The organism is Bradyrhizobium sp. 2S1 (assembly GCF_011516625.5).
Lineage (GTDB): Bacteria > Pseudomonadota > Alphaproteobacteria > Rhizobiales > Xanthobacteraceae > Bradyrhizobium > Bradyrhizobium septentrionale.
This window is the reverse complement of the sequence record NZ_CP147717.1, coordinates 3433637-3456039: the sequence shown is the minus strand read 5'-3', so window position 1 is coordinate 3456039 and position 22403 is coordinate 3433637. Positions and strand designations below refer to the sequence as shown.

Below are 22403 nucleotides of genomic sequence, written 5' to 3'. Positions count from 1 at the left end.
GGTTGCCCCGCGTTCTTCCTCACTCGCTACGCCGCGCGGCCGACCGAGGCATCGAGATGCTTCAGCCGCGGCAGCACCTCCTGCTTCAACAGCCGCAGCGAATTGTGCCAGGCTTCCGGCTTGTGCTTGTAGTCGAAGCCGAACACCAGCAGCACACCGAAGCCGCCGACCTCCTGGTAGATCTTCTCGATCTTCTCGGTGACGGTCGCGGGCGAGCCGACGATCCAGTTGTTGCGGGCGCAATATTCGACGGTGACGTCGCTGTCCGGCACGTCGGGCGAGGCTTTCAAATAATCCTTGAAACCGAAGTGACCGAGCAAGGGGAGAAAATACTCACCCATCATCCGGCCCATCATGTCGCCGGTTGAGAGCTTCCACGCCTCCGCATCGGTGTCGGCGACGAACACCTCGCGCACCATGCGCCAGTCCTTGCGGCTCGGCTTGCGGCCAGTCTTGGCGGCGCCGGCTTCCACTGAGTCCCAATGGCTGCCGACATAGGCAGGATTGAGATTGAGGCTCATCGGAATGAAGCCGCGCTCGCCGGCGAGCTTCAGCGTGTCCGAGTTCTTCGACAGGCCGGCGACGCCGATCGGCGGATGCGGCGCTTGCTGCGGCTTGATATGCGGTTTGAGGAAATCGAACATCGTGTCCGGCTTGGTCACCGTCCAGAACTTGCCCTTGTGGGTCCACGGCGCCGGCTCGGTCCACATTTTCAGGATGATTTCGAGCGCCTCGCGGGTCATGTCGCGGTTCTGGCCCGACATGCCGTCGACGTTGAACATCGCCCAGTCGCTCGGCAGGCCGCTAGCCGCGACGCCGAAGTTCAATCGCCCGTTCGAGATGTGATCGAGCATCGCAACGCGGTTCGCGAGTTCGGCCGGGTGATGATAGGGCAGGAGGAAACCGCCGGGGCCGATGCGCAGAGTCTTGGTCTGCAGCAAAGCCTGCGCGACCAACAGATCAGGCGACGGGTGCGGCTCCCACGGTGCGGTGTGATGCTCGCCGATCCAGGCTTCCTGGTAGCCGAGCTCGTCCAGCCAGCGCAGCACCCGCAGGTCCCAGTCGTGGCCCTCCTTCAATCCGCACTCCGGCGGATGCGACGGCATCGCGAAGTATCCGAGTTCCATGGGTTTCCTCTCTTTGTCTGATGCGTGTCTTCCGCACGCGATGGAAGAGTACCCGCCATGGCCGCGGCAGAACAATGGCCTTGTCGCATGCAGCCGGGCCGGGACTATGCGTAGGGCGTATCCTTCAGCATGGCCGCGATCCCCGAAAAGCTTCGCTCCATGATCTGCAGGAAGGCCTCGCGTGACGATGCGGCCGATCTGCGGGCCTTGTGCGCGCGAAGCCCTTCCGCATAGGCGACGGTGATTGCCGTCACCACCATCGAAGCGGCGAGCCGGGCATCGGCATCGGCGAGCGGCCGCGTGATCACGCCCGCCAGCACGGTTGCGAGATCATCGATGAACTCGTCTCGCATCTCGCGCGCCCGCGCCGCGAGCGCCGGGCTCTCTGCGACGGTGCGCCAGAATTTCGCCGTTGCATCGGTGAATTTCGCGAACGGATGCGCTCGATCCGCCAGGCTCTGCACCAGCTTGCGCAGGGTCACGAGCGGCGCCTCGCCGGGTGCTCGCTCGGCAAACGCGGTCTTCAGAATCTGGCGGCTTTCCTCTTCGCGGTCGAAGAACAGATCTTCCTTGCGCGGAAAGTAATTGAACACCGTCATCCGGGAGACCTCGGCGGCCTCGGCAATTTCGGCCACCGAAACATTGTCGAAGCCGCGTTCCAAAAACAGCTCGGTGGCGACGTCCGAGATCGCCTGACGCGTCGCCTCCTTCTTCCGCTCCCGCAATCCATCCCGATTTGACATGTGAAAATTTGTACCATACTAAATATTATACCCAGTATAAAAATATGGTGACGGCGTGACGCGTGAACGAACGGATGTGGTGGTGGTCGGCGCCGGGCCGACCGGACTGCTGCTGGCGATCGAATTGACCCTGGGCGGCGCCGACGTGGTCGTCATCGAGCGGCTGAGCGAGCCCGACCAGACCATCAAGGCCGGCGCGATCGGCGCCCTCGCAGGCGAGGCACTGGAGCGCCGCGGCCTTGCCGACGCGATGGATGCGGTCGAACGCGCCATGGCGGAGAGTATGTCGACGCTCATGAAGGGCGCGGACGGCCAGAGCGAACTTCCGTTCAAGAAATTCGGCGGTCACTTCTCCGGCATTTTCCTGATCGATCAGACACGGCAGCACGAGCCGGACCGGCGGCTGCGCGGCGTGAACCAGCACGCCCTGGAGAAGATGCTGGGCGAACGCGCGCTCGGGATCGAGATCAGGCGCGGCTGCGAGCTGATCGATTTCAGGGATCACGGAGACGGCGTCGTGGCGCGGACGACGGGCGCGTCCGGCGAGATCGAGCTGCACGCCGCCTATCTTGTCGGCTGCGACGGCGGACGCAGCGCGGTGCGCAAGCGCTCCGGCTTCGACTTTCCCGGCACCGACCCGACCCTCACCGGACACCAGGCCATTGTCGACCTCGATCATCCGGATCGGCTGTTGCCGGTCGGCTGGCGGCGAACGCCTGTCGGCATGATGGCGTATGGACCGATTCCCGGCCGGGTTTTCCTCGCCGAGTTCGACGGACCGCCGGCCGATCGCAGCGCACCCGTGACGCGCGAGGAGATCGAGACCACCCTGCGCCGGATCAGCGGCGCCGACGTCCGCGTCACCGCCGTCAAGACCGCCACGCGCTTCACCGACAATGCCCGGCAGGCCGCGAGCTATCGTAAAGGTCGCGTCCTTTTGGTGGGCGATGCGGCGCATGTGCACTCGCCGTTCGGCGGGCAAGGCTTGAATCTCGGCCTGCTCGATGCAGTCAACCTCGGCTGGAAGCTTGCGGCGGTTGTCTGCGATCGCATGCCGGAGAGCCTGCTGGACAGCTATACGGAGGAGCGGCATCCGATCGCGGCGAAGGTGCTCGCCAACACCCGCGCCCAGGTCGCATTGATGCGGCCGGATGCCATGACCGACGCGCTGCGCGACATCGTCGCGGAGCTGATGAGCCTCGACGAGGGCACCCGCTACTTCGGCGAAATGATCAGCGGCATCAAGATCCGCTACGACCTCGGCAGCGATCATCCGCTGGTCGGCCGGCTCGCCGGCAATTTTGCGCTCGGCGACGACGGCGCTGAAACGACGCTGTTCGATCAGATGGAGGACGGCAGGGCCGTGCTGCTCGATGCCACGGGCGGCGCTGCGTCAGCGATCGCAGCCCACTGGGACATCTTTGTCCGATGCATGCCAAGACGCAGCGGCCCTTCGCTGCTGATCCGTCCGGATGCCTGCATCGCCTGGGCGGCCGACGACGCCGATACGATGGGCCTCGACGTCGCGCTGGTGCGATGGTTCGGGCCCGCCACGCATTGACCTCGCAGGCGAGGCGCGCTGTCAGCGCGCCCCGAACGTGGTCTTGCCGAACAGCGCCTTCTGCGTCGAGGGCTGCGAGCGCCAGTATTGCGGCGGCGCGTTCACCTCGCCGCCGAGTTCGGCAGCGGCGTGCCAGCCCCAGCGCGGGTCGTAGAGCATGCCGCGGGCGAGCGCGACCATGTCGGCCTTCCCTGAGGCGACGATCTCTTCCGCCTGCTTCGCTTCCGTGATCAGGCCGACCGCCATCGTGGTGACGCCGGTCGCCTCCCGCACCGCCTGCGCCGCCGGCACCTGATAGCCGGGTGCGAGCGGGATCTTCTGCAGCGCCGAGACGCCGCCGGAGGAGACGTCCATCCAGTCGACGCCGCGCTTCTTCAACTCCTTCGTATATTCGATGGTCTGCGCGACATCCCAGCCGCCCTCGACCCAATCGGTCGCCGAGACCCGGACGCCGACCGGCTTGCGATCGGGAAACACGGCGCGCACCGCATCGAACACTTCCAGCGGGAAACGCATGCGGTTCTCGAGCGAGCCGCCGTAGCGGTCGGTGCGCTTGTTGGCGAGCGGCGACAGGAACTGGTGCAAGAGATAGCCGTGCGCACTGTGCAGCTCGAGCGCGTCGATGCCGAGCCGGTCGGCGCGCTTTGCCGAGGCGACGAAGGCCTCGCGGATGCGCTTCAGGCCGGCCTCGTCGAGTGCCACCGGCGCGGCCTCGCCTTCCTTGTGCGGGACATCAGACGGCGCAACCGTCTGCCAGCCGCCTTCCGCAATCGGGATCAACTGCCCGCCTTCCCAGGGCCGCTGGCTCGAGGCCTTGCGGCCGGCATGGGCGAGCTGCATCGCGACCGCCGCCTTCGAATGCTTGCGCACCGAGGCCAGGATCGGCTTCAGCGCCGCCTCGTTGGCATCGCTGTAAAGCCCGAGGCAGCCCGGCGTGATCCGCCCGATATCCTCGACATGGGTGGCCTCGATACAGAACATCGCGGCGCCCGACAGCGCCAGCATGTTGATATGGGTGAAGTGCCAGTCGTTGGCGGAGCCGTCGATCGCCGAATATTGGCACATCGGCGCGACCATGATGCGATTGGAGAGTTTCAGGCCGCGCAGTTCGATCGGAGAAAACAGGGTGCTCATGTGGACGGTATCCGGGATCGGGGAAAGGGCACGGTTAAGATAGAGGCGGCGGCCGCGATCACCAACCGTCCGGACGGCCACGCGGGCCGGGACGCAGATCAGCAATGCGATAGCGCCGCCCCTTGGGCGCGGCAGATCAGTCCACCAGCGTGAACTGCAGCAGCAGATTGCGCTGGATTAGTGAGAAATTGTCGTCCGAGATCATGGTCAGCACGGTCTCGCCCTCCGCGGTGACATGGGCGTCGATGCCTTCCATGTTGTCGATCTCGTTGCCGAGATCGGCGTTGAAGATCGCAGGGCCATCGACGATGGCGCCGGGCGCAATGTCGGGCAGCGCGAGGCGGCGGATGCGGATGCCGACGCCACCGAGCCAGGAGAACTTCCGCTCGAGGATCAACAGTTCGCCCGACGGCAGCAGCACCGCGTCGCTGATGTCGAAATTCTCGGTGCGGCGCACGCTGAACTGCCCCGGCGTCTTGCCGCCGACCAGGAAGGCGATCAGATTGCCGCCGGCATCGATCCCGCGCTCCGAGAACGCGATCAGCGTGCCGGCAAGCCGCTGGGCTTTCGGCATCACCTTGGGCACGAAGACCAGCGCCTCCAGTCCCTTGTTGTTGGGAAGCTTGCGCGCCGCCGCCGGCAGCGGCACCACCTCGCCGCGCGACCGGGTAAAGCCCTTGGAAAAATCGTAGCGCAGCACCTGGTTGACCCGCTCGAGCCCGACATAGGCGAACGAGCCGTCGAGTGCGAGCGATTCCGAATCGTACCAGCCGCGCGTCGCGGTGATCGGCCTGCCGTCGGCCCCGAGCAGCGGCGCCGCCTCGACATCGTCGAGCCCGGCCATGTCGCGGCCGCGATAGACGATGCGGCCGGTGAACCAACTGCCCTGATCGCTGACCGCGATGAAGCGCTCGCCCTTGGGATCGAGCCGCAATGCGGAGAGGCCGCCGAAGCCGGAAAACGACGAGGTCAGGATCAGCCCGCTGCGATATTCCAGCGCGCCGAACCGCGTGCGCGCACGATCGCGGATGTCGAACGACGGCAGCGGCCGCGCATTGACCTCGACCGCGACAGGTTCGTCGACGCGATGACGGCCCGGCCTGCCGGACGGGCCCGGCGTCAGCGGCGGCTCGGTGGCGCTCTGCGCCTGCGCGAGACGCGGCAGCGCGGCCGCCGACAGTCCCGCCGCCATATCTCGAAGGAAACGGCGGCGGCTAAGGTGTGAGCGCATGTCTCACGAGTGGAGGCGGCGCCGGGTGCCTTGGGCGGGCGCCGAGCCGTGGGTCTCGCTGAACAGTTCGGCGAGCTTTTCGGTGATGGCGCCACCGAGTTCTTCGGCGTCCACGATGGTGACGGCGCGGCGATAGTAGCGCGTGACGTCGTGACCGATGCCGATCGCGATCAGCTCGACCGGCGAGCGGGTCTCGATCTCGTCGATGATGTGACGCAGGTGCCGCTCCAGATAGTTGCCCGGATTGACCGACAGCGTTGAATCGTCGACCGGCGCACCGTCGGAAATCATCATCAGGATGCGGCGCTGCTCGGGACGAGCCAGCAGGCGCTTGTGCGCCCAGTCGAGCGCCTCGCCGTCGATGTTCTCCTTGAGCAGACCCTCGCGCATCATCAGGCCGAGATTTTTCCGCGCGCGACGCCACGGCGCGTCGGCCGACTTGTAGATGATGTGGCGCAGATCGTTGAGGCGGCCGGGATTGGCCGGCTTGCCGGCGGCAAGCCACGCCTCGCGCGACTGCCCGCCCTTCCAGGCGCGGGTAGTGAAGCCGAGAATCTCGACCTTGACGCCGCAACGCTCCAGCGTGCGCGCCAGGATGTCGGCGCAGGTGGCGGCGACCGTGATCGGACGGCCGCGCATCGAGCCGGAATTGTCGAGCAGCAGCGTCACCACGGTGTCGCGGAAGGTCGCCTCCTTCTCATGCATGAAGGACAGCGGGTGATAGGGATCGGTGACGACGCGCGACAGCCGCGCCGGATCGAGGATGCCCTCTTCGAGATCGAACTCCCAGGCGCGGTTCTGCTGCGCCATCAGGCGGCGCTGCAGGCGGTTGGCGAGCCGCGCCACGATGCCCTGCAGATGCGCAAGCTGCTTGTCGAGATAGGAGCGCAGCCGCTCCAGCTCGTCATGATCGCAGAGATCCTCGGCCGCGATCACCTCGTCGAACTTCGGCGCAAACGCATGATATTCCGGACCGCGCGGCTCGTTCTGGCCGCGCGAATTCGGCCGCGTCGCCTCGCCCGGCGTCTCGTCGTCGCCGAGCTCGCCGTCGTCGAACGTATCGCTGGTGGAGGCCTGCGCGCTCTCCATCGCGCTTTCGCTCATCTCTTCCGCCGTCGTCTGCGCCTGGTCGGCGCTCATCTCCTGCGCGGCGTCGGAATCGGGCGAACCTTCGGCACCGGACTGATCGCTCTCGCCGTCCTGGTTCTCGTCCTGGTCCTCGTCATCGTCGGAATCCATGTTGCGGTCGTCGCCGAGATCGAGCGCCGACAGTAGATCATGGACGAGGTCGCCGAACTTGGCCTGGTCCTCGGTGAAGCGGCTGAGCTTGTCGAGCCGCGAGCCGATCTTGTCCTCCAGCGTCGGGCGCCAGAGATCGACCATCTTCTTGGCGGCCGCGGGCGGCGCCATGCCGGTCAGGCGTTCGCGCACCAGCATCGCCAGCGCATCCGACAGCGGCGCATCGGCGCGGTCGGTGATCTCGTCATACTTGCCGCGGTGGAAATGATCGTCGAGCATCGCGGTGAGGTTCTTGGCAACGCCTGACATCCGTCGCGAGCCGATCGCCTCGACGCGCGCCTGCTCGACCGCTTCGAACACGCCGCGCGCCTGCGGATTGCCCGGCATCAGCTTGCGATGCACCTTGGGATCGTGGCAGGCGATCTTCAGCGCGATCGAATCGGCGTGGCCGCGCACGATCGCCGCATCGCGCTTGGTCATCTTGCGCGCCGGCTCCGGCAGCCGGGCCTTGCCGGGCGCAAGCCCGGGACGTTCGGCGGCGAAGCTGACTTCGAGCTCCGGCTTCTTGGCGATCGCCTTCAGGCACGCCGACACCGAGCGCTTGAACGGCTCGGTCGGTGCTTCCTTCGATCCGGGACGGAATTTGATATTGGAGGTTGTCATAGCGATTTCGTAAGCCAGTGGCGCGTGACGCCGCCGGGATACCCCTCAATCGAACCGAACTCTTTATATCCGTTGGCGCGGTAGAAGCCCGGCGCCTGGAAGCTCATTGTATCCAGATAGGATCGCGTCGCCCCGAAGCGCCGCGCCTCGTCCTCGATCGCCTTGATCAGCTTCGCGCCAAAACCCTTGTTGCGAAACTTTTGCTCCATCCAGAACAACTGGATGAACAACACCGCGGTCCAGACCTCGCCGACGATGCCGCCGACGATCTTGTCGCCTTGCCGCAGCGAGATGGCGAAGCGCTTGTACTTCTGCTTCCCCATCTTCTCGTGGTTGTAGCGGAGCAATCCGCCGAGCACCGCCTTCTTCGTCTGTGTGACTGTGCGCTCGACGGAGATTTTCGGCATGGACTAGCTGAGCGCCACGTTGACCGAGGATTCCGGCAGCTCGACGTTGAAGCAGCGCTGATAGAACTCGGCGACCAGCGGCCGCTCCAGCTCGTCACACTTGTTGAGGAAGGTGACGCGGAACGCGAAGCCGATGTCGTTGAAGATGTCGGCGTTCTCGGCCCAGGTGATCACCGTGCGCGGGCTCATCACCGTCGACAGGTCGCCATTGGCGAACGCGTTACGGGTGAGGTCCGCAAGTCGCACCATCTTGTTGACGATGTCGCGGCCTTCCTGCGTGCGATAGTGTTTCGCCTTGGCCAGCACGATCTCCACTTCCTCGTCATGGGCGAGGTAGTTCAGCGTGGTGACGATCGACCAGCGGTCCATCTGGCCCTGGTTGATCTGCTGGGTGCCGTGATAGAGGCCCGAGGTGTCGCCGAGGCCGACCGTGTTGGCGGTCGAGAAGAGGCGGAACGCCGGATGCGGCTTGATCACCTTGTTCTGGTCGAGCAGCGTCAGGCGGCCGGAGACTTCCAGCACGCGCTGAATCACGAACATCACGTCCGGGCGGCCGGCGTCGTATTCGTCAAACACCAGCGCGATGTTGTGCTGCAAGGCCCAGGGCAGGATGCCGTCGCGGAATTCGGTGACCTGCTTGCCCTCCTTGACCACGATGGCATCCTTGCCGACGAGATCGATACGGCTGATGTGGCTGTCGAGGTTGACGCGCACGCAGGGCCAGTTGAGGCGGGCCGCAACCTGCTCGATGTGGGTCGACTTGCCGGTGCCGTGATAGCCGGTGACCATCACGCGGCGGTTCTTGGCGAAGCCGGCGAGGATCGCAAGCGTGGTGGCGCGGTCGAAGCGATAGTCGCTGTCGACTTCCGGCACGTGCGGATCGACTTCGGAATAAGCGGGCACTTCCAGATCACTATCGATCCCGAAGACCTGCCGAACCGACACCTTCATGTCGGGCATTCCGACGGGTTCTTGCGCTTTCGTCTGGACGGCGGTCGTCATTCATCCTCCGAGGTCCCGGGCATTCCCGAAACCAGATTAGGTCATTTGGCTGCGGATGGGGTGCTTCGCACAAGCCTAGCAGAGAGCAACGGCCGGCAGAAGCCCACGGGCAAATCAAAGTTTCGTTGTTCTATCATAAAGATAGGAGTGAAACTCGGTTTTTGGAAGGCTGCCCTGCAAATCCCGCCGTACTTTCGCCGCGGCGCCAATGCGGCCTGCCCGGCCGGGCACTTTTCAGCCCGGCGGGGAGTTGGTAGCTCTCAGATCTATATCACCGCCACATGGGAATTTTGTGACTTCATTCCTGGACCCCTTGATCGCGTTCGTTTCAGCCCATGCCTGGCTTGCCTATCTGACCCTGTTTCTGGCCGCCTTGCTGGAGGCGGTGCCGGTGGTCGGCTCCCTGGTGCCGGGCTCGACCATCATCCTGGCGCTAAGCGCACTGGTGCCCGGTGGCGAATTGAAGCTCTGGCCGGTGCTCGCCGCGGCGGCCGCCGGCGCGATGCTCGGCGACGGCACGGCCTATATGATCGGCCACCGCAGCCAGCGCGAGATCCTCTCGGCCTGGCCGCTCTCCAACTACCCGCGGGTGGTCGCACAGAGCGAGGCGTTCTTCAACCGCTGGGGCGTGCTCGCGGTGTTCTTCGCCCGCTTCGTGCCGCCGATCCGCGCCTTCGTGCCGATCACGGCCGGTGCGCTAGACATGCCGCCGGCGCGCTTCTACGCCGTCAACATCCCCGCGATCCTGCTCTGGGCGCCGGCGCATGTGCTGCCCGGCGTGCTCGCCGTTACCGCGCTGCATGACTATGCCGGGCTGCCGCATCACGAGCATGTCGGCAAGCATCTCTGGATGTTTGCGGTAGCGGGCGGCGCCGTGATCCTGGCGCTCGCGATCTGGACCATCCGCCGCCGTCACGGTGGCAGCCTGATCGAACCGACCAAGCCGGCTAAGTAGCTGTCAGAGACTGTTGGTCGCGCCGGCCCGCCCGGGTGCCGGGCCGACATAGCGCGCACGAGGCCGAATCAGCTTGCCGAGCTGTAGCTGCTCGCTGGCATGCGCGATCCAGCCGACGCTGCGGGCCATCGCAAACAGCGCGAGCTCGCTGCCCGCAGGCATCCGCAGCGCATGCACCAGCACCGCCAGCGCGTAATCGATGTTGACGAATTCGCCGGTCGCCTCCGCGATTCGCTCCGGCACTTCTCTGGTGAATTTGCGCGGCGCGCCGGCCCGCGTCAGGGCCTCGAGCAGCGAGATGGCGCGTGGGTCGCCCTTCCTGTAGACGCCGTGCCCGAAGCCGGCGAACCGCTCGCCCAGCGCGACGCGTTCGCGAACCACCGGCGCAACCCCGGTCGATGCCGCGCAGCGCGCGGTGAAGGTGGAGGCGTTCAGTTCGTGCTCGGCGAGCAGCACCAGCGCGCGGCGGATCAGATCGGGCGCGTGCTCGTTGTCGGATGTCCAGACCCGCGCCACCTGCTCGTGCAGCAGGTGCGCCGACGGCGCCGCATTCAACATGGTCGCAACCAGCAGCCGCAGAATGCGCCCGCCGACCATCGCGCGGCCGTCGGGCGCACGGGTGAAGGCGCCGGGATCGGCGCTTGCCGCCAGCGCCAGCACGGCGACCGTGCGGTCGATCGGCTGGGCGCGGCGCGCGGCCTCCGCGATCGCGCGCATTTCGTCCGAGACCTGCGGACAATTGTCCGGGGCGAACGGATCGACGCCGGTGACGTCCCAGAGCAGCGTCGCGGTGTGCTCCAGGGTGTCGCGCTCGGCGAGATCGACGCAGTTCACGCCGCGCCGACGGCGCCGACCTGCCGTTTGCCGGCGAGGTCGAGGCCTATATCCGCGGGGCATTGCGCAAGAAGAATCCGGAGCGGCCGCTCGAGACCAATGTCGAGTTCTTCACCGCGATCCTGACGACGGGCTGAAAATCCCGCGGCAGGCGTTCACGCCGATCTTCGCCGTGGCCCGCGCCGCGGGCTGGACCGCGCACGCGCTGGAGCAGCGGCGCACCGGACGGCTGATCCGGCCGAGCTCGTCCTATGTCGGGGCAGTGCCGAAGGGCTGAGTGCTAACGGGCTACGAGGCTCTTCTCCCTCCCCCTGAAAGGGGGAAGGTCGGGATGGGGGTCAGCCGCAGACGACACTGTTTGTGGAGGGAACGAATCCCCACCCGCTTTGCTCTCGCGAGCAAAGCGACCTCCCCTTTTCAAGGGGAGGTGCGGAAGCTCCGCATCCTCGCGTAGGAGCGGCGAAGGCCAGAGTTCAGGCCTCGCGCACCACGGTCTTCAGATAATTATACGCCTTGATGATCTCGATCAGGCGATCTTCGGTGGAGCGGTCGCCGCCATTGGCGTCGGGATGGTGCTGCTTCACCAGCGCCTTGTACTTCGCCTTGACGTCTTCCAGCGTCGCGCCGGCGCCGAGCCCCATCACCAGAAGCGCCTTGCGCTCGGCATTCATGACCTTGCGGGTCTCGGGCTTGGGCTCCGCGCCGCCCGGTCCGGGGCGCCAGCGGCCGCGGCCGTTGAGCTCGGAGAAGACGTGGAACGGATCGGAGGCGGCGTCGAGGCCATCGTCGCCCTTCTTGCCGCTGTTGGCGCCCATCTTCCAGGTCGGGCGATGGCCGGTCAGCGCGTCCTTCTGGTAGCGCGCGACGTCGTCGGGATTCATGCCCTGGAAGAAATTGTAGGACTGGTTGTACTCGCGGACGTGATCGAGACAGAAGTGCCAGTACTCGCGCGAATTCTCACGGCCCTTCGGGGCGCGGTGCGCACCCTTGTTCTGGCAACCCGCCCACTCGCAGGTCACAGCCTGCTCGCCGGCCTGCGCCGTGCGCTTCGCACTCACCTTGGTCGGCTTGATGCGAATGGAGTCGAAGAATTTTGATGAATCGATCGGCATGTTCTCTTTGACTACGCAATGCACAATTCTTCAAGTCTTGACATTGCGCAGACCTCGTTTCCCGCTTGCACCATTGACGAAAAGCCGTCGCGGACCTAACTCCGCCGCCATGAGCACCAAAGACACTATCATAAACAAGTTGCGTGAAGCTTTCTTGCCGGAAAGCCTCGACGTGGTCGATGAGTCAAATCTGCATGAGGGCCACGCCGGGCACAGGCCAGGCGGCGAGACGCATTTCCGTGTATATATTGTGTCTCCGGCCTTCGAAGGGAAGAGCCGGATCGAACGCCATCGCATGATAAATGCGACGCTGGCGCAGGAACTCGCCGGCTCGGTGCACGCGCTCGCGATCCATGCACACGCCCTCGGGGAAAAGCCGCGCTAGTTCGCGCTGGCCTCAAGACGCCGCCACAGTTTTCCTTTATTGAGGACGGATACTCGGCGACGGACCTGCACCATATGCGGGCAGGTCAGCGTATCGCATCGCCACCGATCTATGTGGGGCCGTTGATGATCCCTTGCTGGCCACGCCTCCGGTCGATTGCAACCGCCGCCGGCCTGCTCCTGATCTGCGCAATCCGCCCGGCCGCGGCGCTGGATATGCCGAGCCCGTTCGTCCAGGAGGTGCTGATCAAGAGCATCCTGGTGTCGCTCAACGATGCGGTGGCGGCGAATAATTTCTCCGTGTTCCACGCCAAAATCTCCAAGCCGTTCCGCGACCAGTTTCCGCCCGACAAGCTGAAGACGATCTTCAAGGACCTGGTCGACAAGCACGCCGTGTTCGACGCCGTGGTCGCCAGGCCGATCGTGCTCGATGAGGACGCCAAGATCGACGACAAGGGCGTGCTGCGGCTGAAGGGCCATTTCGACACCACGCCCAAGCAGGTGAGGTATCAACTCGGCTTCATCGCCTCCGACGGCGCCTGGAAGCTGTCGGGCATCTCGATCGATATCGAGTAGCACTGGCGTGCCTATCAGACCCGTCATCCTGAGGAGCGCGTAGCGCGTCTCGAAGGATGCACGGCCACCAGCCGGGCCGTCGCCCCTTCGAGACGCGCGCGTTGCGCGCTCCTCAGGGTAACGAGACTAGCAGCCAGCCAACTCAAACTAAAACGCCGTCCCCGCCCGCTTCGGCTTCTTCTCGTCGTGCTCGGCCTCGCGCGGGACTGCGACGATGCGCAGCGCGGTGATGCGGTTGCGCTCGCGGCGCAGCACGCGGAAGCGGAAGCCGTGGAAGGTGAAGCTCTGGCCGCGATCGGGAATCGAGCGCGCCTCATGGATCACGAGGCCGGCGACCGTGGTCGCCTCCTCGTCCGGCAGGCGCCAGTCCATCGCGCGGTTGAGATCGCGGATCGGCACCGAGCCGTCGACCACGACCGAGCCGTCCGGCTGCGCACGGACACCGGCGACAACGACGTCGTGCTCGTCGGAGATGTCGCCGACGATCTCCTCCAGGATGTCCTCCAGCGTCACCATGCCTTCGACCTCGCCATACTCGTCGACCACGAGGGCGAAGTGGGTCTTGCGGCGGCGGAACGCCTTCAGCTGCTCGGAGACCGGGCGCATCTCCGGCACGAACCACGGCGGCAGCGCGATCGCGGAGGCGTCGATCGCCGACATGTCGCCCTCATTGGCGCGGATCGCGCGCAGCAGGTCCTTGGCGTGGAGCACGCCGACGATGTTCTCCGGCTTCTCGCGCCACAGCGGGATGCGGGTGTATTCGCTGGCCAGCACCTCGCGCACCAGCTCCTCGGGCGGCAGGTCGGCGTTGACCATGGTCATCTCGGTGCGGTGGACCATCACGTCGGAGACCTGCAGCTCGCTCAGATCCAGGAGGCCGCCGAGCATGTCGCGGTCCTGCTTCTCGACCTTGCCCTCGTGATGCAAGAGATCGACCGCGCCGCGCAGGCGTTCGGTCGGCGAAAGCACCGCCTGATGCGTCCCGACCTTGATGCCGAGCAGCTTCATCAGCGCCAGCACGATGGTCTCGATGATGGTGAGCAGCGGCCCCAGCACGAAGATCGTCAGCCGCATCGGCCGCGCGACCAGCAGCGAGATGCGGTCGGGCGCGTTGATCGCGATGGTCTTGGGCAGCACCTCGGCGAACACCACGACCATCACGGTCATGACCGCGGTGGCGTAGAGCACGCCGACATCGCCGAACCAGGCGGTGAACACGCCGGTCGCCAGCGCCGAGGCGCCGATATTGGCGATGTTGTTACCGAGCAGCAGCGCGCCGATCATGCGCTCGCGCATGTTGATCAGCTTCGAGACCACGCCGGCATCGCTGTTGCCCTGTTTCGACAGCCTCAGCATGCTGGCGCGCGAGGCGCCGGTCAGCGCCGTCTCGCTCGCCGCGAAGAACGCGGAGATGAAGAGACAGACCAGCACGATCGAGAAGGTTAACCAGCCCACTGGCTTGATCCGTGGTTTAGGCCTTCAGCTTGGCTTGCAGGAAGTCGCGCACCAGCTGTGGCTCGACATTGTTGGCGATCACGGCGCGGCCGACGGCCTCCAGCAGGATGAAGGTGAGCTTGCCGCGCTTGACCTTCTTGTCCTGCGCCATCAGCGCCAGCAGCGCGTCGGCGTCGGCAAGACCTTCCTGCGTGAAGCCTGCGATATCCTGCAGCCGCGTCGGCAATCCTGCCGCGGACAGATGACGCGCGATGCGCGTAGCATCGTCGGACGAAATCATGCCGAGCTGCGCCGAGAATTCAGCGGCAAGCACCATGCCGACCGAGACGCCCTCGCCATGGAACAGGCGGTCGGAGAAGCCGGTCGCGGCTTCCAGCGCGTGGCCAAAGGTGTGGCCGAGATTGAGCAGCGCGCGCTCGCCGGTCTCGCGCTCGTCGCGGGAGACGATGGCGGCCTTGGCGCGGCAGGAGGTCGCGATCGCGTGCTCGCGCCCGGCGCCGCCTGCGACGATGTCGGCGTGGTTCTTTTCGAGCCAGGCGAAGAAGGCCTCATCGCCGAGAATGCCGTATTTCGCGACCTCGGCGTAGCCGGCGCGGAACTGGCGCGGCGACAGCGTGTCGAGCACCGACGTGTCGGCAATCACCAGCACCGGCTGGTGGAACGCGCCGATCAGGTTCTTGCCCTGCGGCGAGTTGATGCCGGTCTTGCCGCCGACGGAGGAATCGACCTGCGCCAGCAGCGAGGTCGGCACCTGCACGAAATCGACGCCGCGGCGCAGGATCGCGGCCGCAAATCCGGCGAGATCGCCGACCACGCCGCCGCCGAGCGCGATCACCAGATCGTTGCGCTCGATCTTCGCTGCGACCAGCGCTTCGCTGACCTGCGTCAGGGTGGCATAGCTCTTCGAACTCTCGCCCTCCTCGACGACGATCCGCGACGTCGGCACGCCTGCAGCTTTGAGCGAGGCTTCGGTCGGCTCCAGCCAATGCTTGGCGACGGTGCGGTCGGTGACGATGGCGGTGCGCACGCCGGGCCGCAGCGCCGCGACGCGCTCGCCGAGCGACTGCAGCACGTCGCGGCCGATGACGATGTCATAGGCGCGGTCACCGAGCGCAACGTCGACGGTAACGGAGGCGGAATGTTTCACGGGCGCAGTCATGAGGTCGCGTTCAATCCATCAGATGGTGGCTCGTCGGCCGGGCGCGCGCCGCACAGATGCGCATGCAGAGCCTCGAGGCATTCGTCGACGATGCGGTCGTGCGGCACGTCGCGCGAGGCAATCGTCAGATCGGCGTTTTGGTAGACCGGCTCGCGCTCGCTGAGCAGCCGGTTGACGGTCGCCTCGGGGTCGGCGGTGTGCAGCAGCGGACGATCGGCGCGGCGGCGGACCCGGCGCATGATGATATCACTGTCGGCCTTGAGCCAGATCGAGATCGCGCGGTCGCGAATCCGGTTGCGGGTCTCCTCGCGCATGAAGGCGCCACCGCCGGTCGCCAGCACGATCGGGCCGCTGTCGAGGATGCGGGCGATCACCCGCGCCTCGCCGTCGCGGAAATAAGGCTCGCCATGGGTCTCGAAGATCTCCGGGATCGTCATCCTCGCCGCCGCCTCGATCTCGGTGTCGGCGTCGGCGAACGGCAGCTTGAGCCGCGCCGCCACCCGCCGTCCGATGGTCGACTTGCCGGCCCCCATCATGCCGACCAGCACGATCGACCGCGTCCCCAGCGCGGCCGCAATGTCGGCCTCCAGGGTCGGGTGGGTGGGCGCCGGTACGGCTGCGTCGGACATAAAAAGCTCGGATATCGGGACGAATTGTTCAGAATTCGAGCCACCTATACTACCCCCGGCGACACCGTTACCAGCGACTCTTGCAACGGCGCGGGGAACATGTTGGATGATTTCATTGGTTAATTCGCTCCCTGAGTCGCCTCCATGCCCAGCCTGTTCCGCTTCCTGACGGTCGTCGCCGTGATTTTCGGGATCGGCTACGGCGTCATCTTCGCGCTGGCGAATTTCGTGACCCCGAAGCCGCGGGAAATGTCCGTGACCATCCCGCCGGATAAGTTCCTCAAGAAATAGGCGCTATGAGTCTTGGCATGCCCGCTTCCGCCAAGATCACCAAGACCCCCGCACAGGCTCCGGCCAAGACTGCTCAGCCGAAGTCCTCCGACGCCAAGCTGACCGCGTTGTTCCTCGACATGCTCGCCGCGGAACAGGGCGCCGGCGCCAACACGCTCGACGCCTACCGGCGCGACCTGACCGACTTCTCCGACTACCTCGCCCATGCCGGCACCGATTTCACCGGCGCCGACACCGAGGCGCTGCGCGGCTACCTTGCCGACCTCGATACCAGGGGCTTCAAGTCGTCGAGCGTGGCGCGGCGGCTGTCGGCGATGCGGCATCTCTATCGTTTCCTGCTCAACGAGCGGGTCCGCGGCGACGATCCGGCCGCGATCCTGTCCGGGCCGAAGCGCGGCCGCGGCCTGCCCAAGGTGCTGTCGATCGCCGACGTCGACCGCATGCTGACCCGCGCCAAGGAGCTGACCCAGACCGACGTCTCGCCGGCGCAGCGGCTGCGCGCGCTGCGGCTCTATTGCCTGCTCGAGGTGCTCTACGCCACCGGCCTGCGCGTCTCCGAGCTGGTATCGCTGCCGGTCTCCGCGGCGCGGCGCGATGCGCGGATGATCGTGGTGCGCGGCAAGGGCAACAAGGAGCGGCTGGTGCCGCTGAACGACGCCTCGCGCCAGGCGATGGCGGACTACCTCGCGGCGATCGAGGTGATGCAGCCGAAGGCGAAGAAGGCCGCGCCGTCGAAATGGCTGTTTCCGTCCTCCAGTGAGAGCGGCCATCTGACCCGGCAGCATTTTGCCCGCGACCTCAAGGAGCTCGCCGCCGCCTCCGGACTGGCGCCGCGGCTGGTCTCCCCGCACGTGCTGCGCCACGCCTTCGCCAGCCATTTGCTGCATAATGGCGCGGATCTGCGCATCGTGCAGACCCTGCTCGGCCACACCGACATCTCGACCACCCAGATCTATACCCATGTGGTCGAGGAGCGGCTGAAGAGCCTGGTCCGCGACCTGCATCCGCTGGCCGAGAAATCGTAAGCCGTCCGTAGATGGGGTAACGGGCCGGCCGCCCGCTCGCTACGGCGCGATTTGGAAGCGCGCTCGCGAGCGGCCTGTTGGTTGGAAGGCGGTCGTCCCTCAAACTGATGGTGTCAATAAACGGAGTCGGGCAAGCCCGCTCCAAGCATCATTAAGGGACGACCATGTACCACTATGCAGGAATCGACGTGTCTTTGGAATGCTCGAGCGTCTGCCTTGTCGATGGGACAGGTAAGATTTTGCGCGAGGCGAGGGTTGCGAGTGAGCCGGAGGCCTTGATCACCTGGTTGCGGTCGCTGGGGTTGGTGCTGGAACGGATCGGGCTGGAGGCTGGTCCGCTGTCGCAATGGCTCTACGCAGCGATGCGGGATGCGGGCCTGGCAGTCGAACTGTTGGAGACGCGGCACGTCCGCGATGCCTTCAAGGCGATGCCGGTGAAGTCGGACCGCAACGATGCCCGCGGGATCGCGCAACTGATGCGGCTGGGCTGGTTCCGGCCGGTGCACTGCAAGTCGATCGAAGCGCAAGAGACGCGGGCGGTTCTGACGGCACGCAAGCTGCTGCAGTCCAAGCTGCGCGACATCGAGAACAGCCTGCGCGGCGTGCTCCGCGGCTTCGGTCTGAAGGTCGGCACGACCACCGAGCGCACGTTCGCCGAACGCATCCGGGAGCTCGTAGCGGGCCATCCCGGACTTGAGATCGTGGCACAGGCGCTGCTCGAAGCCCACGCCGTGCTGCGGCGCGAGTTCAATGGCCTGGATAAGCACACCCAAAAGCTCGCCAGGTCGCACCCTCAAGCCCGCCTCCTGATGACGACACCGTCCGTCGGCCCGATCGTGGCGCTTACCTACGCCTCGGCGGTCGACGACCCGAAGCGCTTCCGGTCCTCGAAGGCGACGGGAGCGCATTTTGGCCTCACCCCGAAGAAGTACCAATCGGGCGAAACCGACTATACCGGCCGCATCAGCAAGATCGGCGATGCCTCCGTGCGCGAGGCGCTCTATCAAGCGGCTCACGTCATGCTGACCAAGCCGGTCAGGAACTGCTCGGCGCTGAAAGGCTGGGCGATGCGGATCGCCCGGCGCGCAGGCCTGCGCAAGGCCAAGGTGGCGCTCGCACGCAAGCTCGCCGTCGTTCTGCATCGCATGCTCGCCGACGCCAAACCGTTCAACCCGATGGCCAAGGCCTCGGCAACCTAAGCAAGGAGCAGCAATCGGTTCTGGGCGGGCCACGACACCAGGCTCTCCCTGAGCGAGGTCCCTGCGCCGGGACGATGGATCCGGTCAGGCCGCCATCCGGGAAGTGGCTCACAACCACGCTTCCGTAGATTGGCCGGCCGGCTCCTCAATGCACCCCATCAGGCGACGGCCTTCGCGCCGATCCCGTACAGAAGCAAGTGCCCGGCGAGTGGATCACGCAAAAAGGGATTGACTTACAAAGGCCCGTTACAGAAGCCCGGATGAAGCGCCAGCGAAATCCGGGGACGCTCCACCCGCGGGTCGACTTGTCCCGGATTGCGCTTCGCTTCATCCGGGCTACATGGACCGGAGACATCGATACCGTCATCTGATCCGTCTTGACTTCGGCGGCATCTCCGCAGAAAGAGCGTCACCTGCCTGCGATCCCGAAGCGTGCATTCTGCCCGGATGCGCGTTAACCGATTGAAGTTACAAAACTTCTCTTCTCTACGCCGAAACCGCTTCGCCCCTCGCACCCTTCCTCCCTATATTGAGTTGATGCCCGACCCGATGCGCAGCTATCTCGACTTCGAAAAACCCGTCGCCGAGCTTGAATCCAAGATCGACGAGTTGCGTGCGCTTGCCGCAAGCGGCAGCGACATCGGCGACGAGGTCGCACGGATCGAGGACAAGGCGGCGCAGGCGCTCACCGAGCTCTATGCCAACCTGACGCCATGGCAGAAGACGCTGGTGGCGCGGCATCCGCAGCGGCCGCACTTCACCGATTTCATCGGCGGCCTGATCACCGAATTCACGCCGATGGCCGGCGACCGCAAATTCGCCAACGACGAGGCCCTGATCGGCGGCTTCGGCCGCTTCCGCGGCGAGAGCATCTGCGTGGTCGGCCAAGAGAAGGGCGCCACCACCGACAGCCGCATCAAGCACAATTTCGGGATGGCGCGCCCCGAAGGCTACCGCAAGGCGGTGCGCCTGATGGAGATGGCCGACCGCTTCGGCATCCCGGTGCTGTCGATCGTCGATTCCGCCGGCGCCTATCCCGGCATCGGCGCCGAGGAGCGCGGCCAGGCCGAGGCGATCGCGCGCTCGACCGACGCCTGCCTGTCGCTCGGCGTGCCCAATGTCGCGATCGTCACCGGCGAAGGCATGTCGGGCGGCGCCATCGCCATCACCACGGCGAACCGCGTGTTGATGATGGAGCACGCGATCTACAGCGTGATCTCGCCGGAGGCGGCATCCTCGATCCTGTGGCGCGACGGCACCAAGGCGCAGGAAGCCGCCAACAGCATGAAGATCACCGCACAGGACATGCTGCGCTTTGGCGTGATCGACCAGATCCTGAGGGAGCCCTCGGGCGGCGCTCATCGCGACCCCGCCGCGATGATCACCACCACGGGCGATGCCATCGCCCAGGCGCTCAACGACCTACGAAATCTTGATCCGGACGCGATTCGCAAACAGCGGCGCCAGAAGTTCCTCGATATCGGCCGCAAGCTCGGCTGAGGCGCCCAAACCGCCCGATTTTTCGTCCAAATCGCCTGATTTTGCCGTAATTGGGCCCTGAGCAGGGTCTTTAACGTTCCTTGAACCATGCCTGCTACCGTGAGGGCCGTCAGCCCTGTTCAGGTTGCGAGCTGGGGGTGTCGAAGGCTAATATTTTAGACAATGGCTTCAGGGCATATTCGCCGTGTTGGGGTCGCGAATAACGCCCGGTGGGTGTGGAGCTTCGGACTTGACTCATCGCACGCTCGTACGCGCGCTTCTGACTTCGGCGGTGCTCGCCGCGGGTATCTTGCTCGCCGGTTGTGACAGCGACCAGATTTCGCTCGCGCAGAACGCCAAGGCCAACCAGCCGGTCACGCCAAAACTCCTCGCCGCCATGGTCGAGAAGGACATGGATCTGCAGTCGCCGATGCTGGTCCGCCTGTTCAAGCAGGAGGCCGAGCTCGAGGTCTGGAAGCAGGACCGCTCCGGCCGCATGGCGCTGCTCAAGACCTATCCGATCTGCCGCTGGTCGGGCGATCTCGGTCCGAAGGTCCGCGAAGGCGACCGCCAGGCGCCCGAGGGGTTCTATTCGATCAACCCGAGCCAGATGAACCCGCAGTCGGCCTATTACCTGTCGTTCAACACCGGCTATCCCAACGCCTTCGACAAGGCGCTCGGCCGCACCGGCTCGCAGCTGATGGTGCATGGCGACTGTTCGTCGCGCGGCTGCTACGCGATGACCGACGAGCAGATCGCGGAAATCTATTCGCTCGGCCGCGAGTCGTTCTTCGGCGGCCAGAAGGCGTTCCAGCTGCAGGCCTACCCGTTCCGGATGACGCCGGTGAACATGGCCAAGCACCGCAACAATCCGAACATGCCTTTCTGGAAGATGATCAAGGAAGGCTATGATCATTTCGAAGTGACGAAGCACGAGCCGAAGGTCGACTTCTGCGAGAAGAAGTACGTGTTCGACGCGGTCAAGGCACCGAACGCGACACGAGATCCGGTGTTCGATGCCTCCGCGAAGTGCCCGGCCTATGTGATCCCCGACGAGATCGCGAGCGCCGTGCGCGAGAAGGAGCAGCAGGACGCCGCCGAGACCGCCAAGCTCGTCTCCAAGGGCACGCCGGTGGCGCGCCTCAACACCGGCATCGACGGCGGCATGAACGCGATCTTCGCCTCGAAAATTCCGGAAGGAAACACCGGTCTGTCCGAAGGCGGCGACAGCCAGTCGCTGCAGTCGATGTCGCTGGCACGCGCGCCCGGCACGATCCCCGGCACGGTCAATCCGCCGCGGCCCAATCTGGCGGTCCAGCAGGAACAGCCGGTCGTGGCGACGACGTCGTCGACCACGCCATCGCCCACCACCCGTGTTGCTTCGGCCAACGTGTCCGACAAGTCCGAAGGCTTCTTCTCCAGCTTTGCCCGTAAGGTCGGGATCGGCGGCACCGCTGATGCGACCCCGGCAGCCGCGGCCAAGCCGCCGGCTGCAGTCGCTGCCGCGCCGGCCAAGCCGAAGGTCGCCGAGGCCAAGCCGCAATCGGTGGTTCGCGTCGCACCGAAGGCGGAGCCGAAGCAGGCCGCCAAGCCCGCGCCAAAACCGTCGGTCACCGACACTGCCGCAGCCGCGCCGGCCCCCGCAGCCACCGGCGCCCAGCTCGCCGGCTCCGCGCCGGTGGTGCAGTCGAACTCGTTCGACACCCGCTTCTCGGCGGTGAAGTAAGCGCGGCGCGACTGCGTCGCGACGCTGGTCGGTACCGATCAACTTTCCAGACAAGACAGTGTCGTCCCGGCGCAGGCCGGGACCCATAACCACAGGATTGAGTTGGTGAGGAAAGCTGTGGCCCCAGCGTCGCAACAATCACCTTCGGTGGCTATGGGTCCCGGCCTGCGCCGGGACGACACCGAATTTGTTGCGCCACTTGTGGCTCACACATGGCTCACACATCCGCATTCTCGCGACATGATTTGTCCGAGTCGTGCTTTTCGTTCCGCCCTCTCTTGAACAGAGGGCGCAGGGAAAGCCGGGCGACGATCGCACCCATGGGCCCCGTGCAAAGGTAGAAAGCACGGGGGTAGGACCACAGGTGTAACCGGGAACATCCCGGCTTTCCCTGCGCGATGGGTTACGGCTTACTTCGTGCTCTCCCCGGCGAGACTAGGCTTGCTTGTTACCGTCTTCGCGAAAACGCTTG

The 22403-nt window shown here is 65.6% G+C and carries 20 protein-coding genes and 2 pseudogenes; 10 read left to right on the top strand and 12 right to left on the bottom strand.

All coding sequences use genetic code 11. The features are described from left to right. Window positions 1-26: 26 nt before the first annotated feature. On the bottom strand, window positions 27-1127 hold the full coding sequence (locus HAP54_RS16300; protein ID WP_166301651.1) for an LLM class flavin-dependent oxidoreductase: 1101 nt from the start codon (window positions 1125-1127) through the stop codon (window positions 27-29). 104 nt (window positions 1128-1231) lie between these two features. Continuing rightward, the gene (locus HAP54_RS16295; protein WP_166301648.1) at window positions 1232-1870 is read right to left on the bottom strand and encodes a TetR/AcrR family transcriptional regulator; all 639 of its coding nucleotides are present in this window, start codon (window positions 1868-1870) and stop codon (window positions 1232-1234) included. A 55-nt stretch (window positions 1871-1925) separates the two neighbouring features. Here HAP54_RS16295 and HAP54_RS16290 point away from each other — a divergent pair, with 55 nt between their 5' ends. After that, window positions 1926-3431, top strand: a complete 1506-nt coding sequence (locus tag HAP54_RS16290) for an FAD-dependent monooxygenase (RefSeq protein WP_210297539.1) — start codon at window positions 1926-1928, stop codon at window positions 3429-3431. 21 nt (window positions 3432-3452) lie between these two features. Here HAP54_RS16290 and HAP54_RS16285 read toward each other — a convergent pair whose 3' ends face one another. The 5 genes from HAP54_RS16285 to cobS all read right to left on the bottom strand — a co-directional run bounded on the left by HAP54_RS16285 (window position 3453) and on the right by cobS (window position 9107). Then, entirely contained in the window at window positions 3453-4565 is a 1113-nt protein-coding gene (locus tag HAP54_RS16285) for an NADH:flavin oxidoreductase/NADH oxidase (RefSeq protein WP_166301645.1), read from the bottom strand. A gap of 136 nt (window positions 4566-4701) precedes the next feature. Continuing rightward, window positions 4702-5796: an esterase-like activity of phytase family protein gene (locus tag HAP54_RS16280; protein ID WP_166301642.1), complete on the bottom strand. Its 1095-nt coding sequence runs from the start codon at window positions 5794-5796 to the stop codon at window positions 4702-4704. A gap of 3 nt (window positions 5797-5799) precedes the next feature. Then, window positions 5800-7698 (bottom strand): cobaltochelatase subunit CobT, encoded by a 1899-nt coding sequence (cobT, locus tag HAP54_RS16275; RefSeq protein WP_166301639.1) that lies wholly within the window; start codon window positions 7696-7698, stop codon window positions 5800-5802. Continuing rightward, window positions 7695-8105 (bottom strand): GNAT family N-acetyltransferase, encoded by a 411-nt coding sequence (locus tag HAP54_RS16270; RefSeq protein ID WP_166301636.1) that lies wholly within the window; start codon window positions 8103-8105, stop codon window positions 7695-7697. The genes cobT and HAP54_RS16270 overlap by 4 nt, the downstream gene beginning before the upstream one ends. A gap of 3 nt (window positions 8106-8108) precedes the next feature. Beyond that, a complete protein-coding gene (cobS, locus tag HAP54_RS16265) occupies window positions 8109-9107 on the bottom strand; it encodes a cobaltochelatase subunit CobS (RefSeq protein WP_166301633.1) in 999 nt (332 codons plus the stop codon). Between the two features lie 292 nt (window positions 9108-9399). Between cobS and HAP54_RS16260 the strand changes: the two genes are divergently transcribed. After that, a complete protein-coding gene (locus HAP54_RS16260) occupies window positions 9400-10062 on the top strand; it encodes a DedA family protein (RefSeq protein WP_166301630.1) in 663 nt (220 codons plus the stop codon). Between the two features lie 3 nt (window positions 10063-10065). Here the strand turns inward: HAP54_RS16260 and HAP54_RS16255 are convergent. Further along, a pseudogene (locus tag HAP54_RS16255) lies at window positions 10066-10902 on the bottom strand (citrate synthase); the annotation flags it as partial. Between HAP54_RS16255 and HAP54_RS16250 the strand changes: the two are divergent. After that, a pseudogene (locus HAP54_RS16250) lies at window positions 10902-11173 on the top strand (citrate/2-methylcitrate synthase); the annotation flags it as partial. The pseudogenes HAP54_RS16255 and HAP54_RS16250 overlap by 1 nt on opposite strands. A gap of 196 nt (window positions 11174-11369) precedes the next feature. Here HAP54_RS16250 and HAP54_RS16245 read toward each other — a convergent pair. Then, window positions 11370-12008, bottom strand: coding sequence for a J domain-containing protein (locus HAP54_RS16245; RefSeq protein ID WP_029079593.1), 639 nt, complete (start codon window positions 12006-12008; stop codon window positions 11370-11372). A 109-nt stretch (window positions 12009-12117) separates the two neighbouring features. Between HAP54_RS16245 and HAP54_RS16240 the strand changes: the two genes are divergently transcribed. Continuing rightward, the gene (locus HAP54_RS16240) at window positions 12118-12393 is read left to right on the top strand and encodes a BolA family protein (protein WP_166301627.1); all 276 of its coding nucleotides are present in this window, start codon (window positions 12118-12120) and stop codon (window positions 12391-12393) included. A 125-nt stretch (window positions 12394-12518) separates the two neighbouring features. Then, complete coding sequence (locus HAP54_RS16235) at window positions 12519-12968, top strand: hypothetical protein (protein ID WP_166301624.1); 450 nt, start codon at window positions 12519-12521, stop codon at window positions 12966-12968. Window positions 12969-13115: 147 nt separating this feature from the next. On the opposite strand, the gene HAP54_RS16230 is transcribed toward HAP54_RS16235, so the two are convergent. Genes HAP54_RS16230 through HAP54_RS16220 form a run of 3 tightly spaced genes read right to left on the bottom strand, consistent with a single transcriptional unit; the run spans window position 13116 to window position 16211 of the window. Then, window positions 13116-14423, bottom strand: a complete 1308-nt coding sequence (locus HAP54_RS16230) for an HlyC/CorC family transporter (RefSeq protein ID WP_166301621.1) — start codon at window positions 14421-14423, stop codon at window positions 13116-13118. A 16-nt stretch (window positions 14424-14439) separates the two neighbouring features. Continuing rightward, entirely contained in the window at window positions 14440-15582 is a 1143-nt protein-coding gene (gene aroB, locus HAP54_RS16225; RefSeq protein ID WP_166301618.1) for a 3-dehydroquinate synthase, read from the bottom strand. Further along, window positions 15579-16211: a shikimate kinase gene (locus HAP54_RS16220; protein WP_029079588.1), complete on the bottom strand. Its 633-nt coding sequence runs from the start codon at window positions 16209-16211 to the stop codon at window positions 15579-15581. Before HAP54_RS16220 ends, aroB begins: the two co-directional genes overlap by 4 nt. Before the next feature lie 144 nt (window positions 16212-16355). On the opposite strand from HAP54_RS16220, the gene HAP54_RS16215 reads away from it, so the two are divergent. From HAP54_RS16215 to HAP54_RS16195, 5 genes are all read left to right on the top strand, one after another. Next, window positions 16356-16502, top strand: a complete 147-nt coding sequence (locus HAP54_RS16215) for a histidine kinase (RefSeq protein ID WP_166301615.1) — start codon at window positions 16356-16358, stop codon at window positions 16500-16502. 17 nt (window positions 16503-16519) lie between these two features. Continuing rightward, the gene (xerD, locus tag HAP54_RS16210; protein ID WP_166301612.1) at window positions 16520-17527 is read left to right on the top strand and encodes a site-specific tyrosine recombinase XerD; all 1008 of its coding nucleotides are present in this window, start codon (window positions 16520-16522) and stop codon (window positions 17525-17527) included. 164 nt (window positions 17528-17691) lie between these two features. After that, window positions 17692-18726: an IS110 family transposase gene (locus tag HAP54_RS16205; protein WP_166294930.1), complete on the top strand. Its 1035-nt coding sequence runs from the start codon at window positions 17692-17694 to the stop codon at window positions 18724-18726. A gap of 537 nt (window positions 18727-19263) precedes the next feature. Further along, complete coding sequence (locus HAP54_RS16200; protein WP_029079586.1) at window positions 19264-20226, top strand: acetyl-CoA carboxylase carboxyltransferase subunit alpha; 963 nt, start codon at window positions 19264-19266, stop codon at window positions 20224-20226. 229 nt (window positions 20227-20455) lie between these two features. Next, window positions 20456-21931, top strand: a complete 1476-nt coding sequence (locus tag HAP54_RS16195; protein ID WP_166301609.1) for a L,D-transpeptidase family protein — start codon at window positions 20456-20458, stop codon at window positions 21929-21931. Window positions 21932-22403: the final 472 nt, after the last annotated feature.

Excerpts from the sequence above, each read along its gene's own strand:
- HAP54_RS16220 (WP_029079588.1), bottom strand. The coding sequence starts at position 16,211 with ATGTCCGACGCAGCCGTACCGGCGCCCACCCACCCGACCCTGGAGGCC.
- aroB (WP_166301618.1), bottom strand. The coding sequence starts at position 15,582 with ATGACTGCGCCCGTGAAACATTCCGCCTCCGTTACCGTCGACGTTGCG.
- HAP54_RS16205 (WP_166294930.1), top strand. The coding sequence starts at position 17,692 with ATGTACCACTATGCAGGAATCGACGTGTCTTTGGAATGCTCGAGCGTC.
- HAP54_RS16235 (WP_166301624.1), top strand. The coding sequence starts at position 12,519 with ATGATCCCTTGCTGGCCACGCCTCCGGTCGATTGCAACCGCCGCCGGC.
- HAP54_RS16280 (WP_166301642.1), bottom strand. The coding sequence starts at position 5,796 with ATGCGCTCACACCTTAGCCGCCGCCGTTTCCTTCGAGATATGGCGGCG.
- HAP54_RS16285 (WP_166301645.1), bottom strand. The coding sequence starts at position 4,565 with ATGAGCACCCTGTTTTCTCCGATCGAACTGCGCGGCCTGAAACTCTCC.
- HAP54_RS16215 (WP_166301615.1), top strand. The coding sequence starts at position 16,356 with ATGCCCAGCCTGTTCCGCTTCCTGACGGTCGTCGCCGTGATTTTCGGG.
- HAP54_RS16300 (WP_166301651.1), bottom strand. The coding sequence starts at position 1,127 with ATGGAACTCGGATACTTCGCGATGCCGTCGCATCCGCCGGAGTGCGGA.
- HAP54_RS16200 (WP_029079586.1), top strand. The coding sequence starts at position 19,264 with ATGCCCGACCCGATGCGCAGCTATCTCGACTTCGAAAAACCCGTCGCC.
- cobS (WP_166301633.1), bottom strand. The coding sequence starts at position 9,107 with ATGACGACCGCCGTCCAGACGAAAGCGCAAGAACCCGTCGGAATGCCC.
- HAP54_RS16295 (WP_166301648.1), bottom strand. The coding sequence starts at position 1,870 with ATGTCAAATCGGGATGGATTGCGGGAGCGGAAGAAGGAGGCGACGCGT.
- xerD (WP_166301612.1), top strand. The coding sequence starts at position 16,520 with ATGCCCGCTTCCGCCAAGATCACCAAGACCCCCGCACAGGCTCCGGCC.
- HAP54_RS16245 (WP_029079593.1), bottom strand. The coding sequence starts at position 12,008 with ATGCCGATCGATTCATCAAAATTCTTCGACTCCATTCGCATCAAGCCG.
- HAP54_RS16240 (WP_166301627.1), top strand. The coding sequence starts at position 12,118 with ATGAGCACCAAAGACACTATCATAAACAAGTTGCGTGAAGCTTTCTTG.
- cobT (WP_166301639.1), bottom strand. The coding sequence starts at position 7,698 with ATGACAACCTCCAATATCAAATTCCGTCCCGGATCGAAGGAAGCACCG.
- HAP54_RS16270 (WP_166301636.1), bottom strand. The coding sequence starts at position 8,105 with ATGCCGAAAATCTCCGTCGAGCGCACAGTCACACAGACGAAGAAGGCG.